The sequence below is a fragment of the Pseudoalteromonas luteoviolacea genome, assembly GCF_021654285.1.
Taxonomy (GTDB): domain Bacteria; phylum Pseudomonadota; class Gammaproteobacteria; order Enterobacterales; family Alteromonadaceae; genus Pseudoalteromonas; species Pseudoalteromonas luteoviolacea_J.
In genome coordinates this window covers 104,296-121,036 of record NZ_JAKFZS010000006.1, presented here as the reverse complement: position 1 = coordinate 121,036, position 16,741 = coordinate 104,296, and the positions used below count along the sequence as shown (strand labels likewise).

Annotated in this window: 12 protein-coding genes; 5 read left to right on the top strand and 7 right to left on the bottom strand. The window is 42.0% G+C overall.

Going from position 1 to position 16,741, the window contains the following annotated elements; translation table 11 throughout:
- Positions 1-46: 46 nt before the first annotated feature.
- Positions 47-652, bottom strand: coding sequence for a LysE family translocator (locus tag L1077_RS07080; protein WP_237136193.1), 606 nt, complete (start codon positions 650-652; stop codon positions 47-49).
- Positions 653-746: 94 nt separating this feature from the next.
- On the opposite strand from L1077_RS07080, the gene L1077_RS27560 reads away from it, so the two are divergent.
- The 3 genes from L1077_RS27560 (at position 747) to L1077_RS07065 (ending at position 6,893) form a co-directional block, all read left to right on the top strand.
- On the top strand, positions 747-1,727 hold the full coding sequence (locus L1077_RS27560) for a GlxA family transcriptional regulator (RefSeq protein ID WP_237136192.1): 981 nt from the start codon (positions 747-749) through the stop codon (positions 1,725-1,727).
- Positions 1,728-2,229: 502 nt separating this feature from the next.
- Positions 2,230-4,488 (top strand): calcium-binding protein, encoded by a 2,259-nt coding sequence (locus tag L1077_RS07070; RefSeq protein ID WP_237136191.1) that lies wholly within the window; start codon positions 2,230-2,232, stop codon positions 4,486-4,488.
- A gap of 293 nt (positions 4,489-4,781) precedes the next feature.
- Positions 4,782-6,893 carry a hypothetical protein gene (locus L1077_RS07065; RefSeq protein ID WP_237136190.1) on the top strand — a complete coding sequence of 704 codons (2,112 nt, stop codon included), beginning with the start codon at positions 4,782-4,784 and terminating at the stop codon, positions 6,891-6,893.
- A 61-nt stretch (positions 6,894-6,954) separates the two neighbouring features.
- Here L1077_RS07065 and L1077_RS07060 read toward each other — a convergent pair whose 3' ends face one another.
- The 5 genes from L1077_RS07060 to L1077_RS07040 form a co-directional block, all read right to left on the bottom strand.
- Positions 6,955-9,786 carry a TonB-dependent receptor gene (locus L1077_RS07060; protein ID WP_237136189.1) on the bottom strand — a complete coding sequence of 944 codons (2,832 nt, stop codon included), beginning with the start codon at positions 9,784-9,786 and terminating at the stop codon, positions 6,955-6,957.
- Positions 9,787-9,798: 12 nt separating this feature from the next.
- Entirely contained in the window at positions 9,799-10,857 is a 1,059-nt protein-coding gene (locus tag L1077_RS07055; RefSeq protein WP_237136188.1) for a FecR family protein, read from the bottom strand.
- Positions 10,850-11,410 (bottom strand): RNA polymerase sigma factor, encoded by a 561-nt coding sequence (locus tag L1077_RS07050; protein ID WP_237136187.1) that lies wholly within the window; start codon positions 11,408-11,410, stop codon positions 10,850-10,852. The genes L1077_RS07055 and L1077_RS07050 overlap by 8 nt, the downstream gene beginning before the upstream one ends.
- A 135-nt stretch (positions 11,411-11,545) precedes the next feature.
- Positions 11,546-12,265: a winged helix-turn-helix domain-containing protein gene (locus tag L1077_RS07045; protein WP_237136186.1), complete on the bottom strand. Its 720-nt coding sequence runs from the start codon at positions 12,263-12,265 to the stop codon at positions 11,546-11,548.
- Between the two features lie 105 nt (positions 12,266-12,370).
- Positions 12,371-13,990 (bottom strand): methyl-accepting chemotaxis protein, encoded by a 1,620-nt coding sequence (locus L1077_RS07040; RefSeq protein ID WP_237136185.1) that lies wholly within the window; start codon positions 13,988-13,990, stop codon positions 12,371-12,373.
- Between the two features lie 258 nt (positions 13,991-14,248).
- Here L1077_RS07040 and L1077_RS07035 point away from each other — a divergent pair, with 258 nt between their 5' ends.
- Both L1077_RS07035 and L1077_RS07030 read left to right on the top strand, forming a co-directional pair.
- The gene (locus L1077_RS07035; RefSeq protein ID WP_237136184.1) at positions 14,249-15,448 is read left to right on the top strand and encodes a hypothetical protein; all 1,200 of its coding nucleotides are present in this window, start codon (positions 14,249-14,251) and stop codon (positions 15,446-15,448) included.
- Positions 15,449-15,460: 12 nt separating this feature from the next.
- Positions 15,461-15,865: a phosphate ABC transporter substrate-binding protein gene (locus L1077_RS07030; RefSeq protein ID WP_237136183.1), complete on the top strand. Its 405-nt coding sequence runs from the start codon at positions 15,461-15,463 to the stop codon at positions 15,863-15,865.
- On the opposite strand, the gene L1077_RS07025 is transcribed toward L1077_RS07030, so the two are convergent.
- On the bottom strand, positions 15,862-16,653 hold the full coding sequence (locus L1077_RS07025) for a substrate-binding periplasmic protein (protein ID WP_063364303.1): 792 nt from the start codon (positions 16,651-16,653) through the stop codon (positions 15,862-15,864). The genes L1077_RS07030 and L1077_RS07025 overlap by 4 nt on opposite strands.
- Between the last annotated feature and the right edge of the window lie 88 nt (positions 16,654-16,741).

Here is a 16,741-nt window from a genome sequence, read left to right as displayed (position 1 = left end):
CATTAATTATTAATATATTTATATGAATGGTTATGTAAAACATCTGCTACTGGCTGGCAGATAAAATTAAAACCGCAAACCCAGCTAAAATAATGGCACTTACCCTCTCAATACGGGTGACATGCTTTTGCAGTATTTTTTGTGCCTTCGCCCCAAGTAGAACCAGTCCACCCTCGGCAAAGACTTCAATCACTAAAAAAGTAAGTAGTAAAATTAAAACAAACGAAAAATCTATCGTGCTGACATCAACAATCGTTGGAATAAACGCAATCCAGAACAAAATTATTTTGGGGTTAGATAACGCCAGCAAAAAACCTTTGAAAAAATAGCCTGAGCGCACTTCACTGCTAGCTTCAACCAAACCTTTCGAGCTATTTATCCAAGTACTCGTTGCTAAATACAACAAATAGCCGCTACCTATGACCTTAAACCAGTCTATTAATTGCTCGGATGCCACAACCATAGAGTTCAGTCCAAACAATGCACATAAAATCAGTACAGCGAAGCCAAGCGCACCGCCTAAAACTAATTGCAGCCCCTTACTGTGCCCTGACTTTATTGAGGTAGTCAGGGCTAACATGGCATTTGGACCTGGACTAAAAGACATAGCACTGCATGCTAATACCAAAATAAACCAATCACTTAGAACCATAAAAACCTCCCTAATCGAGGGACATTTTATGGAGAAGGGAGGAAAAAAGTGCTATGTTATCTGGACTTTTTTTAATGATTTCTGGTCATGTCGTGTGAAAAAAAGACCTCATTTTTCATTATTACTCCTACCGGAGTTTTCTTTGCTGCCTTATGCTAGCTTTTTAGATAAGTTGCGCTTTTCCTCCGATGAAGCCGATTTTAGCTCTCAGAAATATTGTAGTTGGACATCCTATGCTTTAGATAAAGATCTTGTTGCCTCCAGCTGTGGCAGCATGCATAAAATCATGAGCTTATCTAACGAACATAATTTAACCCCCTTCTATCAATCTGATTTCGTTGTTGTTTTTGGTGGGAGAAATATTTCATCTGCGATTGAAAAAGCACAAACACTAAAACCGTTAATAAAAAAAGCATATGCTTTAGGCGCGCACTTGGTATCAATTGACAATGCGGTGTTTTCGTTTGCACAGTCAGGAATGTTAAGTAACCAGAAAGTGACTGTACATTGGCGACATCACCAGCAGTTTTTAACTATGTTTCCTCGTCTCAACCTCGCCAAAGATTTACTATTCGAAACGCAAAATAGGATCACAACCTGTGTTGGGGGCACTGCAACCGTTGAGCTCGCGATAGAGTTAATCTCAACGTACCTTGGCAAACCACAGGCTAACAAAGGGCTGGCTGACATGATCATTGAGCAACCCAGGCGTAATCAGTTAGAGCCAAATTTTGCTGATATCCCCAATGTCAATGACCCTCTACTAAACAAAGCTCTGACCTATATCTTTGAGTCTATTGCGCACAGACAAACTATCGAAGAAATTGCTAATCGTACAGGGATCAGCCGCCGACAGCTTGATAGAAAAATGGAGAAGCAATTTCAATGCTCTGCCTCGCAGTATTTACATCAATTAAAAATGAAACAGGCGCGGTGGCTGCTGCTCAATACGCCACAAAGCGTCTCGCAAATCGCAGAGTCAGTTGGTTTTGATAATCAAGAATACTTTAGGCAGGCGTTTAAGCGCTTTTTTAATAAGACTCCCAGTAAAGTGCGAGATGAAGCCTCGCAGTAAAATATTCGTTAAGTTCAAAAGGCTTGGACGATTACATTGACTTGCACGTCACAGTATAAATAAATGATAAGAATGGAACTTATTATGTTTTTGACGTGCAGTTATGTCACACACTTCAGTACTTTCATCTGTCTGTTTATACCGTGCTTTGCGCAATCTCCTACGCATGCATATCAAGCAGTGGGTAAATACGCTCAATTCCAACACTACCCGCTGGGTTCAGATCGTGCTGTAGGTGCCATAATCCCCCATCGTTCTCAGCCCTCTATACAATCGCACTCAACAAACACGGCTAAATATGGGAAAAAACCTCTAATGAACCATGTCATAAACTTGAGCGAAAGTTTTATAAATGAGTCCTATAAATTAAGAGAAAACGATTAAGTTCATACTCATAATGAGTTTGAACATCAATTTGCTATCTGAGTAAACCAAAAACTTGGACGAACGAAGAGACTTAGCCGTCTTATGGGTAAATTCTTCATTCACACAGGAAAAAATTATGAAGTTAAGCAAAATCCGTTTAGCATTGCTATTGAGCTTATCAACTCAACAAAGTTTGGCAAATACACATATTGATGACACCGTTGAGCTTGATACACTCAGTGAAGTAGAGCAACAATTTCAGCATTTTTATGACATTGAGCTCCCAGAACAATTGCACTTATTACCAGTTTCCCAGTCTATGCAAACTGAAAACATCAGCGATGACAATTCTTATATTTTCTCAGGCACTATGTATGCCCTCACTACAATGCAAGGATATATGGGTACATTCTTCCCAGCGCTTAAAGGCAGTTTTATTGTATCCACGCCGGGCACTTATCTGACATATTATGCATTAGACTACGCCGGTCGTGTGATCGGTGGCGTCCTGCGAGTCGCAGGCCAAGACAATGCTGCTGCTTATTTTCCAAATAAGCAGTTTGCAACCCAAGCACCGAGTAAAGCATTTTTTGGTCAAGATGTAGATATGGGTAAGTATGAATGGGTAGACGAGTTAATCGATGTGCCCAATCAAGCTATTTTGGGGACTGCTTACTCATTTTCAGAGTTAAGTTATAAGCTCACAAATAACCCTATTGATTTCGCAAAGGAATATATTGATATGCATGAAGATGTAGGAGTTGGCCTAACATGCAACTATACGGGTTACTGTAATAATTCTTCAAGCTCACAACCTCAACAAACCAAAAAACAAAAACGACCAGAGTATTACCAACAGTATGGCGATACAGCGCAATTACAACAGCATACATATGACTCATCTAAAGACCATATGCATCATTATGATAGTCCAAACAAGTATTATCACCTTGTGTATATTGCGGGTTCTAAGCACAGTATTAATATGCCGACTGACTCTTCAGACGCGTATATCAAGTTTCGTAATGTAAGAAGTGGTGGCGGTGATGACTTTTTGTATATGGCATCCAATGCGAAAGGTAATACCTTTGCAGGAGATGGTGATGACCTTATCACTAACTTCAACAGTGGTGGTATGTATGGAGAAAAGGGCGATGACATCATCATCGGTAAATCAATTTATGGTGAAATAGCAGGGTTTGGTGGTGAAGGAGGCGATTTTATAAGCCGTGTGAATAAAGCTTATGGTGGCAGCGGCAAGGATAAACTCATTTGGGTTAAAAACGGATTTGGTGGCACCGAGGACGACCTTTTAGTTGGTACCAATAAAAATGATGTATTAGAGGGCGGTTTTGGTAACGACTTGATTGAAGCAGGTAACGGTTTAGATACCTTAGACGGTGGTGATGGAAACGATATTCTGCGACTAGACGCCACACGAGGTGACAAAATTGAAATCGTCAATGGCGGCCTCGGTGAAGATGCCCTTGAGATAAAAATTAGTCAATTAATGCGTACAACTCAAGCTAACCAACTGCAAAATGGCCAGATAAAAGTCAAATCTGATGCGCTACAAGTGATGGAAATAAGTAACATTGAGAGCCTGCATTGGCGACAAGTTTTACCAACTTTAAATCATGATCAAACTATTGAAACTAAAGACGTAAACTTAATACCCGAACACTTCACTGTTGATGCAAGTAATATTACAATAAATCAAGTATTTACTGGACAAGGTGGACTCGTTACTTTCTTATCAGGTTCAGGAGATGATGTCCTTATTGGAGGAGCACTTAATAATACCCTCAAAGGTGGTAAAGGCGACGATGTGATCCGTGGTGGGCAAAGTGATGACAACTTATATGGTGGTATGGGGAACGACCTCTTTATCGCCAGCTTAGGAAATGACTTTTATTACGGAAGTACAGGCATAGATACAATAACTCTGGAGTCTTTAGCTGCCGGACAGACAGTCAAACTATCACAAATTTCTGACCGAGTAGAGAACCTAATGGGAACTCCATTTGTGGATGAACTTCATGGTAACCACTTAGAAAACTTCATCGCCGGCGGCCAAGGCTCAGACAAGCTATACGGCCATGATGGTCAAGACATATTAGTAGGTGACAAAGGCGCTGATACACTCAATGGTGGCGCAAACAATGATATTCTCATTGGTGGCTCTGGCCGCGATATATTCGTGATGAGTCTGGGCAATGATGTCATAGAAGACTTTGGTAAACATGATCGTATTGATTTGTCTGAACTCGGTTTGTTGCAGTCGGATATCATCATTGAAAGGCGAGAAAAAAGCACCTTTATATATTCAGAAGACATATCAATGATGCTGCAAAACTATCTTGGAGAAATTAGTTTTATCGAGTCCAAAGATTAATACGAGTTAAAAAATCACTATTTAGCCCTGCTCATGCGGGGCTTTTTTATTTCTATACTCAGCCAAACGCACATCTGTTCTTCCAAACATAAGCAAATAACCTCATATAAAATCACTAAAAAACCTGCAAAATGTGCAGAAATCTGCGTCAATTATGCAGATTGTATGCAACATTACTGCGAGCCATTTTTTCCTTCTTACTCGTCAGTATACTCAGGCTGTCATCGCCTGTTTTACACGCATCAAAACAGGTATCCAAGCAATGAGTTTTAATTATAAAGAGGGAATGTCTGATGTTTAGAACAGAGTTTAAGTCATCCTTATTAGTCACTGCACTTTTCACCTCACTGGCCTGCCACGCAACGACAAACGACGCTACTGGTAGGGTGAGTAGTGCGATGGTTTCACTGCCAGATAATATGTTCAACGCCAAAGAGAGACCTGCCGTTGCCCACTATATTGGCCGAACCGCGCAAGAGATAAAACAGCAGCAAGTACAAATCCCCCACCGCAACTATATCGCCAGCTGCAATACCCATACAGATTCGCCCAGTATGTTTGTATCTACAACCGTTCAATCAATCAGCGGTGATACACAATCACCCAGATTTGGCGCGGTCTACGAGCTCAAATTCAACCCACAAAGCGGCATCTTTGAAAACACAGAAAACCAACGTGTGCTCAATGAGTGCATTGCAAGCCATGGCATTAGCGTGAGTAAGGACTGCAAGCGCATTGCCGTGGTGTGTGAAAAGCCGCATGGCGCATCTGAGCGGGATGAGCATGTGATTGATTTACCAGCTCAAACAAAAGGAAATTTTGTCAATAAACACGCCGATAATCACGCCACCATTGACAGAGCAATGCATGATTTAAGTATTCGAAAATCACGAAAATCCCCCATGACACTGTCCTCACTGATAGCCAGCAACCGCTATTATGTTTCTCAGTGTTTGGACAATAACCCATATAATACCCTGTCTGTTACACCTTATATCGACACCTTGGTTAATCAATATGGGGCAAATCGAAAAAAGCTCAAATCCTTCTCTAGTGTCGTACAAGGCAATGCGTTTAAACAACAAGATAGATGGCAATACTTACTAAACGCTTTGCCGAATAATGAGCAAAAAGCGCAATTTCTAACGTGTGTCGAAGCGATGGCGAAAAATGAAAACACCGAGGCCTGGCTACTGGAATGGCACAACGAGCCCCTTAACCACGAGTACGATGCCTATGTAGCGACGAAAATGAAGTCTCAACACCTAGGAAACGTGTCATTAAACTATTCAGAAAAGGACCAAAGCTATGCCATCGCCAATGTAGCTGCGGTGTTTAACCATATTAATGGTACCAAACATAAGTCAGCGCAGCTTATCGTGTTACAGCGCGAAGGAACGACTCTCAAGATCGACTATAATGAACGTGGCTGGGAGTGGAACTGCGGCAAAGGACATGTACTACATATTCGTGGCTATTATGACCCCAACAACGACCAGTTTGGTGCGGTGTGTACGACAGATATGACCGATAAAGAGTTCTCAAAAGCTGTCAAACCCCATAAAAAATCTCCAAAACGTGCACACGGGTTGCTCGCCATAAAATCTGAAGCAAACTCTAACCGAGGTCCTGGCACATATCTATTTACTGTTCCTGCAAACAACGCATCTTTTACTCGAGGCGGTATACATAACTTTGTGCCTGTTCGTGACAATTACGGCCTGTCTGTTGCTGTAGCCCCAAAGAAAGTGGCTGAATCAGACCTTAGAAACTTCATAGCACATTTAAATATCACACCAAAAGAAGATGTTTACCGTACCAACTGTTTAAAAAAAGGGATATTCTCAAACTGTGAGTTAGATTACTTATCTGCGCTACGCCACAATGAAATCAAAATTGAGCACTACCCACTTGTTCCGACACAAAACTTAATGGGCGAAAAACACATGGACAGCACCAGCGCCACAAGAATTGGCTTATTTGGCATTCCAATTGGTGGCAGCAGGAATACACCTAGAGAAGATCAAACCAGTTCCACACGTTGGCTAGTGGTCGATAATAATTGCCAATACTCAAATCCGCAATTGGTCAACCTGCATAATGGTCGATTTTTACTGGGCTATGCCAAGTTCCAATGCGTTGATGACAACCAAAGCTTGCAGCCGCTTGGCTCCGACCGCGCGCTCATACCAAAAACATATCACTTGGTTGAAATTAATGAGCAAGGTGACAAACTCACTGAAACATTATCATTCACAGATTATGGTTGGGGTGGCCTAGATGACCTGATCTACATTGGTGATGGCAAAGTGGCTTGGACTTACATCAACCACCCTACACTCAGTAATCATATAGGTGCACAGCATCAGCAATGGGAAGTCATGGTGTATCAATCACCACATTAAATAATTAACTTAGAAATTAAAAAAGCCCGAACTATCGGGCTTTGATAACTCATAAGCTCTATTACCCTCGGTAAGAGAACCCAAACCAAACAGAGCGGCCAAATTCAATTTCACTGGCCAACATGTGTTGATGTTCACCTGTCATACTGCGACGCTTTTCGTTGGTGAGATTGCGTACTTTGGCTTTCATCACCCAGTTTTTGTTGACGTCATAGCGCAGCTGCATGTCCCATTGTGAAAAGGCTTGCCACACCTCTCGGGTTTGAGCAGTAAGCGGTAATGGCTGGTAAGGTGAGTACTCACCAGCGTAATGATAGCCCAAACGGATCTCGGTTTTGCTGCCACCAAATCGATAATGTGCAATCACGTTCGCCGTTTTATCAGCTTGACCAAATTGGTAGTCTAAGCAAGACACCGCTTTATTGGGTATTTCGTAGCAAACCTCATGAGACAAAATCGTCGCATTTGCCACCAGCCCGAAACCTCTTAAGTGCTTTGACCATGCAGACCAATCCTGCAGTGTTAAACTGAGTTCAACGCCATTGACTTCAGATTGACCATAGTTAGACTTTTGCTCAAGTATCACTTTGTTATCTTGCTCACCCAGTACTGTGCGCGTATCCACTGCGGTGTCATCAATATACTTTTTAAATAGCGCCATTGAGGCCAGATTGCCATCTCGCCAATAGTACTCAGTTGATAAGTCCCAACTCTCTGCAAGGCTGGTTTTTAAGTTTGGATCGCTTCGTTTAATAACGGTATAGTCGCGCCTTTCATTCACAGAGTTTAGGTTATTGCTGGCAAAATAATCTGGTCTCGCAACGCTTTGCCCAACACTGGCAAATATGCGCCAATTGTCAGCGATATCATAGCGACCGCGTAATACGCCCAACCACTGTGAGTCTTTCAGAGAAAGTGTATTGGGCATCACGCTTCGGGTATTCATATTAATATCTTGCCCTTGCGTTTCTTGCTGCCATGACTCGTAACGAGCACCGATAGACCAGCGCCACTTATCAGATTGGTTAATTAACTCCAAATGTGCAGCACTGACTTTATCGACGCTATTAAAGTCATGCCTCAAGCTTGCAAACTCACTGGCATTGTTGTTTAACTGAAAATCGTTGAAATTACCATAAAAGTAATTACTTACATACTCATTAGACAACCAAGGTAAATTAAGTCCAAAAGCATCTACCGAATACCTGCTTTCACCAACAAGCTTGCCAATTGAGATATCTTTTTTGACATCGTATCGATTTACATCTCTATTAGATCGCACCTTGCTGTGTGTATAGCGCAGTCCAGACTTAACACTCCAACCCAACCTGCTGCCACCGGCATGCCAGCTATACAATACTCGTGAGTCTAATATGGTGTTGTTATTTTCTCTGCGTTGTAACTCAAATTCGTCAAACTTTATGGCATGCGGGCTCTGTGCAAAACGAGGATCGTTTACTGACCAGCTCCTATCGCTGTCAAACCCCGTATATTGATACCCCAACAAGTGATATTCTTCTGGGTTGCTTGCGCTTTGCCACACACTTTCTTCATCTTGCCTATCTGAGCTAGCTTCACTGTAAGCAATATCAAAGCTGAGGTTTTGACGTGAGCTAAGCTCATTTTTAAAATGTATATGACTGCCAAGCTGTCTTCGTGTAGTGTCTCTGTAGATGGTATCCAGCACCAAATCGGCCTGTTCAATCTCTGCCTGATTTCGACTTACTTTTACTGGCGTTCTGGGCACTTGCTCAAATGCAAAGCTATTACGCGGCTCATTCTCTGTTTGTTGGTAATAATAACTATGCCAAAACCCATAGCTTTGCTCTGTTGGCACCGCTTCAAGCTTGATTGAACCGCCCTGACGTACCCAGACATTTGAATATGCCGATTGGCGGGAGCGACTAATAAACGCTTGCCCCTGTTTATTGACATGATATTGATTACTGAGGTTGCTTTGGTCTCGTGATTTTTCTGAATACATACCAAATGCAACCAAACCGAACTGTGAATCTTGCCCAAAAACACGGCTGTATTGGCTACGTATATTTAAGCCCAACTTGTCGTCGTCATCGGGCACATCTTGATAACTATACTGAGATAATTCAGCATCAAACCTGAAGTGTGGGGAGCGTTTATCAAAAGCACTGTAACTCTTAAGATCCATCACCGCCCCAACAGAGTTGCCATTAAAGCTCACATCTGGCGTTTTATACAGCCACAGCTGGCCCACTGAAGAGGCCGGAATAGTTTCTAAATTAACGCCTCGAGTATGCTGTCTGTCACTGGCAAGGGCCATGCCATCTAGCGTGACGGAATTCATGCCTGATTGCACACCTCGAACAGTCACTAGCTGGCCCTCATCTGAATCATTGATGGTGTGCACACCGACAATGCGGCGATATGAATCGGCGACATTAATATCCGGCAGCTCGCCAATATCATCCGCAGCAATTAAATCAACAAGACCCACTTGATAGTTGTGCTTCAGCCACACCGCCTCAGTGCTTGCTCCCTTTTGACCTAATACGCTTATTCTTTCGATCTCACTATTATTTTTAGACCCAGATTTACGCTTTTTCCTTTTGGTATCATCTGCCTGTTTTGGCCGATAAACAATGTAGCCAGAACTGGCTTGCTTAACTTTAAGACCAGTATCTTTTAGCAATATTTGAAGTAGTTCATCAAGTGTAAATTGGCCTTTCACTTGTGCCGTTTGGTAGCCTTTCAGTAAAGCGGGCTGAGTAAAAATAGATTGCTCACTTTGCTTAGCCACGTGAAATAACGCTTGGACTAGGGGCTGAGGCTCAATATCAACACGAATACTTTGCTCACTTGCAGTTGCTAATGTGCTTAACTGCAGACCACTCAACAATAAAAATAGATTTCGCATTACACTCTTACATTAATTCGTTTTAATCATGGCAGGCTTCGTAAGTAACCATGTGTCCCCTGACTGCGTGTATTCTAATGACAACATCGCAGCCAGATCTTGTATCACAGACGGGATATCTTGAGTTGAAAATGAGGCTGTGACTCTCAGCTGTTCTACATCTTCACCAACCACAATGATCTGGCCAGCGTAATACCGATTTAGCTGAGCGACAATATGCCCCAGAGGCGCATCTTGATAAATCAACTGACCTTGCAGCCAGTCATCAATCAACGTCGGATCAATTGACGTAACTTCACTCAACCCTCTGCTATTGTCTGCAATAATGACCTCTCCTGCTTGAAGTTTGGCATGCCAGTCTTGCAGCTCCACTTCAACTTTCCCCTGTGCAACCGCCACTTGGATCGAGCTCGGATTGAAACGCACATTGAACTCTGTGCCTATTACGGTAATAGCCACTTGGCCAGATGAGACAATAAAGGGCCGAGCTTTATCACTAACAACATCAAAATACCCTTCACCGGAAAGTAACTTCAATGACCGTGCTTGATTTGACATAGACACCAACAACTTGCTATCAGGGCCAAGCGTCACTACACTGCCATCCGCTAACGAATGGGTTTCAACTTGCGCTGTTTCAGTTTGATATATCTGCTGTGCTATTACAGGGCTCACCTTTTGTTGCTCTAACCCAAACCAACCCAACATAGATATCAACATGACACTCGCCGCAACAGCAAACCAACGATATACGCGGTTATTCGCTGCTGACTTATCAGTACTGATGGTTACTTTTGACGAATTTTTTAATTGCGCAACCAGCATTTCAGGATCTAAGCTTTGTGCCACCGGTACTTGCTCTACTAATGAAAGCGCTTCCTCTAGGCATCTATAAATACGCTCATGCTCGGGGTCTATGATCAGCCACTGTTCAAATTGCACTTTTTGGTCTAGATCCAATTCATCTTGAATGAGCAACCAGTTGGTAGCCTGTTGTTCGATAAGTTGCTTCGAAGATGTTGTATTTAAATCAGTATCAATAGTACCGAAAACATCATTAGGTTTAGTCATTAGCACTTACCTTTGTCTGGTGATTTAACGCATTACTGCAAACAAGCACTGCTTTAGCGACCTGACGCTTTACTTCTGTTTGCGACATCTCGCAACGTCTGGCAAGTTCGGCATAAGACATTTGATGAACTCTGTTGAGCAGAAATAATTGTCGCTGCTGCGCGGGAAGCTGCATTAAAGCTCTATCTATCAATGCCAGTTTTTGCTTATTGTTTAAAACAAATGAAGGCTCTCTGTCGTCCAAACTGACATCAGGATCAGAGATTTGTTCGTCAATATAGCGCTGTCGTGTTTTTTCTGAACGCTTAAAATCTAACACCAAGTTTTGCGCCATTTTATACAAAAATGCACGGTGATTTTCGATTTTATCTTGATGCTCAAGCCGGGAAAAGCGCTCAAATGTTGCTTGTACTATATCTTCAGAGTCTGGTGGCTCGCCAAACTTACTTTTTAAAAAAGCACAAATTTCTTGGCTGTATTTGTGGTACAAACTAGTGAGCAAATGATTTTTTAAATGGCTGATTTTTGATGTTGTCTTTACTGTCTCAGACAAGTGCGTGCTCTCTAGCTCAAAAGTAAAACGATGGCAATGAAATGGCCAAATGATGCGCGATTTTATCACTGTGCCCTTAAATATGACAAGTCAGCCAAATTTACGAAAACGCAATACTGAGTGCCCAAATTACGCTCATTTCTGATCTAAGCATGGTTGATATTTGTAGCCCGCTGAATAAACGCTAGTAATCAACATATGTTGAGGGGAAATAACCTTTAACTTCCGACGTAGGTTACGAATGTGGCTATTCACTGTATTTTCAGATACAACTCGATGATCTTTATAAATATGTTTGCGAATATCCTCTCTGTTAAAGACGGTATGAGGATGGCTATGCAGTAAGCGAAATAAACTATATTCAACCTCTGTGAGCTGCACTTCTTTATCCGCATATTTGACCCTAAAGTGGTGCTCAAGTAATTGAACACGATGGCGCATTGCAGCTAGTTTTTGTAACCGGCGTAACATGGCGTTGACCCGTGCCAACATTTCTTCAGGGCAATAAGGTTTAAAAATAAAATCATCTGCGCCAGAACCCAGCGCTATTAATTGATCTACCCCTTGTGTACTACAGCTTGTCATGATCAATAATGTGCTAGATGAATAGTATATTTCAGAGCACAGCCTTATAGCATTACCTACAAAGGAAGCTTGGTCGAGAATAACAAGATCAGGGTGGTTCAATAAAATCCAATCTACAATATGATTTTCATTTCTCAGCTGATAGCACTGATGTCCTTCGCCATTGATATATAAAGCTAATTTATCTGCAAATGCTTCATTTCGTTCAAACAATAAAATTTTCGCCATAACAATAACTAAGCGGTCATAACCGTAAATGGCTAAACCCAACTTTAACACCTCACAATTACACTCATTGCAAGTATGACGGGTAACGGATATTAATCGTCCAAACTTTTTAAATAAATTCAAAGATGAGTTTCAATCTAAAAAAGATCACATCTTGAACTTACCTGTTGCTTCCATTAAATGATCCGAAGCATCATGTAGCTGATGTGATACCTCATCTAAATCAGAAAACGAGGCATGTACTTGCTGCTGGGAAATATTCATTCTTTCAATCGTCTCAGCAACGATGTTAGCAACAGAGCTCTGCTGCTCCGCCGCAGACGCAATTTGATTATTCATCATGGTAATATTAGCTATCTTGCTTTGGATCTCCTCAAGCGCCTGCCCCGCGTTAAGCGAACGCGTTTCATTACTACTGGCTTGATCATTGGCTTGCGTCATCATCTTCACACTGCGATCAGCCGCATTTTGTAGAGAGTCCAGCAAAGTGCGTATTTCTGTTGTTGCATCACCGGTTCTTGATGCAAGCGTTCTTACTTCATCGGCCACAACAGCAAAACCACGTCCTTGCTCACCCGCTCTAGCCGCTTCAATCGCCGCGTTTAGCGCTAACAAATTTGTTTGTTCTGCAATTGAGCTTATTACATCTAAAATCGACGAAACGCTATCTGTGCCTTTAGCCAGATCATTGACCGCATCTGCGGCCTCTCCAATTTGTAAATTTAAATCTTTAGAATTTGCAATATTATCAGATACCGCCCTAAGGCCATTCTGCGCTTCAATTTCCGTTTCTTGCGCCGCAGTGTTAGCCGCAGAGGCTGCTTCACTAATGCTCGTTATTGACTGAATGAGTTCATTAATAGATTGCTGAGTTTGAGAAGCTTGTGACGCTTGCTCATCAGTGAGGTTACGCACATTTTCCGTGCTGTGTACTAGCTTTTTTGACGTATCCAGCAAAGGCTGAGAAACTGCCATCACGCCTTTAATGGACTCTGTTAAGGTATCCATAAACTTATTAAAGTTAAATGCCGTGCGCCCCAACTCATCTTTGCCAATCACGGTTAGACGTTGATTTAAATTCCCTTTCCCATCAGCAAGTTCCCTTAAAGATAAACGCAGCGCATTCGCAGTGCTACTGATATTTTTCGCCACAGACAGTGCCACGACCAATAACAGAATGCTCAACACAAGACCTGCTTGCACCGACATCCAAAGCCCATCGTTACCACTTTGATTTGCTTTTTCAATGGTTTCCTTAAAATACTGTCCGACCACTTCCCTGTAGTTTGTTAAGTCAGCATCTGTTTGCTCAAATAAATCGGCTTTTTGCTTTGCAAGCGTAGGTAACTGACTAAAATCAATGGTGTTTGTGATCATCCCATCAGCCAGCTTTTCAGATAATGTGCGATACTGGTCGATCACCACGAGTTGCTCGTTAAGCATGGCCCGATTGTTATCATCTAAATCAGCCAGTTGGGCAATATTGTCGGTCAATTCTGCTACTGTCTGCGACGCTTGAGCAAGTACATCTTTGTCAGCAAAAGACACTGATTGACTGAATAACTCATCTGCTCTTTTGATAAGCACGCTATTAATCGTCGATAATTGAACCGTTTTATATATTTTTTGCTCCAACAATAACAGCTCTTGTTGCGTACTTTTAAAAGCGGCAAAGTTTATGATTAAGTTGATAATAAAGACAGAAATGGACAGAGCCACGATCAGACAAACTTTATAAAATAGCGGAAGGTTTTTGAACCACAACATGTTCAGTATCCTGCATGAGCGTCATTAGAAAAGCAGTAGGGATAACCCACACAGCTTCATTTGGTACATTTGTAAATATAATCTTGGACAAAATTACGTAAATTGCCAATTATTCGACAATTTTCGATAAATCTAGTTATTTCGTCTTCGTAATAGGAAATTTTTTTTACAAACTAGTAAATAAGTAATCTTGTTCTACGGTTAGAGTGGTGCATGTAGTCGGTTGCACCTAATACAACCACAGGACAGGGTGAAACTATGAAATCTAATAATGCTGTAAAGTTGTTAATTGGGGGAGCACTTGCATCATGCAGCTTCTGCAGTTACGCAGACGTGGTATTTAATGGCTTCGCATCACTGCGCGCAACCTCAGCGGATAGTGACGGCGGAACATCTGCATTTCCCACACACAAAGCTGATGGGGACATCTCATTCTCAGATGAATCTCTTTTTGCACTTCAAGCGAGAACCGACCTTGGCGAAGGGCTCAGTGCAACCATTCAGATTATGGCTGAAGGCACTGAGGATTTTGACGCTGAGGCTCGTTGGGCATACATCAGTTATGAGCTATCGCCTCAGCACACCATCAGCATGGGCCGCTTTGCAAACCCAAGCTTTTACCAATCTGAATATCAAAACGTGGGCTTTACCAATAATTTTGGTCGCCTTCCTCGAGCTGTCTATGCAGGTTTTGATTTTTCAACCATTGAAGGGATAGCCTTAGACAGTAACTTCACTTTTGGTGATTACTCACTTGTTACTAAGGTACTTTATGGTAATTGGGATGGCACCACCTTCCTTGCTGCAACACAAAATGACGAAACATTTGGCTTTAAAGACGAAATATCTGTCAGAGTCGAGTTGAGCAAAGACTGGTGGACCGTATTTGCAGGCTTCTTCATGGTGGAAATTGAAGGGGGTAGTGTCGACAGCAATGCCATTTTAGGTGCCACTAAAAGTGCAGTCGAGCTAGCCGTTAGCCAGGGCGCGACCGCGCAACAGGTTACAGAATACGAAAACGCTGTCATTTGGGGTGGTAAGGACGGCTTATACGGTTATTCAGGCTTTCATATCGACTATGAGAAATTTATTGTTGATTTCGAATTCGCTAACTATGGCGTTGAAGACTCATCAGATGGCTTCAACCGAGCTTGGTATACCGCGTTTGGCTATCGCTTGATGGATAAAACAATTGTTACCGTCCATCACGAGAAATCGATTCAAGATGAAGGGGATTTAGAGTTCCTCAAAGGCATCTCTCACCCAACCTTATTTGCTACTGCAAAAGCATTGAGAAATACACTGTCGCTCAGAGAGTTTGATGCGATTGGTGTGTCAGTTCGCTATGATTTTCACTCTAATGCCGCGTTCAAATTCCAGTATTTATCTGGTGAAGACACGCGCCCCAACGTCCAAGATTTTACTGTCTTGAGCGCTGGCGTAGACATCGTTTTTTAATGGGGTGACAACATGAAAGCTATACTACTTACTACTGTACTTATGTTATCCACCTCAGCTCTCGCCGTTGATGTGGTTGTCCACCCTTCTAATAACGCTGCGCTAGATAAAGGCAAAATTGAGCAAATCTTTTTGGGTAAATTAAAAACTTTTGATGGTTCAGCCAAGGTTATTCCCATTAGCCAAGTTGACAGCAATCCAGTAACGGAAGAGTTCAATACCAAGGTCGTTGGTCGCAGTGCTAGCCAACTGAAAGCCTATTGGTCCAAACTCTTATTTACAGGAAAAGGTCAACCGCCGAAAAGCATGGCGAATGATCAGGAAGTTATGAAGTTAGTTGCTGATAACCCGAATGTAATTGGATATGTCACCAGTGGCAGTGCCGACGGCAATGTTAAAGTGCTCATGTCCTTCTAAGGTGACTCAATCAAGTTATAAAACTGATCAATTGCTTTAGTATATAAGAAGCTCTGCTCTAGTAGAGCTTCCATCACACCACTGCGCTTTGCTTTTACAATTTCCTGTTCAATCGAGGCTTTATGATCTAAACAGGGGCTGAAATTAGACAAAGCCAGATAAACATGATTAATTTGAATAGGCTCAGGTAACATCGCCAAAGGCACTGTTTTGCCAGATTCAAACCACGTATTAATTGTTTGCCACTGAGGTGCGATAAAATAGTCGATCCTTTTTAATTTAATTAATTGAATGGCTTTAGCGATACTGTCGGTACGAAGTAATTGTAAATTATCTATCTCAAGATTAAGCGAAGGTTCTGGGTTAAGCGACATATCGCGCAAAATTGCACCTCTCAAACCATATAACTTATTCATGTTCATAACGCGCTTGCCACGACGATAGAATACCGCATAAGCAGAATCCGTAATGGCAGGATGTAACACAGTAAACCAATCTTTGGGGTAATTATCGCTTTGTAAGCCAACAAACATATCAATATGACCATCACGTGCCCACTGCATCACGCGCTGCATTGGCGCAGGTCTTGTTACCTCAACCGTGATTTCTTTGGGTATAATGGTACGCACAAACTCAAAGCCGATTCCTACCTGTTTTTCATCATTGATGGCATAACTAATAGGCGGCATATCTGGACTACCAGACAAACGCACTAACGTGCACTGGGCATCACTTGCGACACTTTTAAAAAGGCAAAAAAATAGACATATGCAACATTGCTTATTCATGCGGCTCTCGCGCCCACAAATTCCTATTGTTAGTTATAGACCATTTAAAATAAATAGACCTTGAACAAGTACCAACTAGGTCGTTTAA

Excerpts from the sequence above, each read along its gene's own strand:
- L1077_RS07080 (WP_237136193.1), bottom strand. The coding sequence starts at position 652 with ATGGTTCTAAGTGATTGGTTTATTTTGGTATTAGCATGCAGTGCTATG.
- L1077_RS07070 (WP_237136191.1), top strand. The coding sequence starts at position 2,230 with ATGAAGTTAAGCAAAATCCGTTTAGCATTGCTATTGAGCTTATCAACT.
- L1077_RS07065 (WP_237136190.1), top strand. The coding sequence starts at position 4,782 with ATGTTTAGAACAGAGTTTAAGTCATCCTTATTAGTCACTGCACTTTTC.
- L1077_RS07060 (WP_237136189.1), bottom strand. The coding sequence starts at position 9,786 with ATGCGAAATCTATTTTTATTGTTGAGTGGTCTGCAGTTAAGCACATTA.
- L1077_RS07055 (WP_237136188.1), bottom strand. The coding sequence starts at position 10,857 with ATGACTAAACCTAATGATGTTTTCGGTACTATTGATACTGATTTAAAT.
- L1077_RS07040 (WP_237136185.1), bottom strand. The coding sequence starts at position 13,990 with ATGTTGTGGTTCAAAAACCTTCCGCTATTTTATAAAGTTTGTCTGATC.
- L1077_RS07035 (WP_237136184.1), top strand. The coding sequence starts at position 14,249 with ATGAAATCTAATAATGCTGTAAAGTTGTTAATTGGGGGAGCACTTGCA.
- L1077_RS07030 (WP_237136183.1), top strand. The coding sequence starts at position 15,461 with ATGAAAGCTATACTACTTACTACTGTACTTATGTTATCCACCTCAGCT.
- L1077_RS07025 (WP_063364303.1), bottom strand. The coding sequence starts at position 16,653 with ATGAATAAGCAATGTTGCATATGTCTATTTTTTTGCCTTTTTAAAAGT.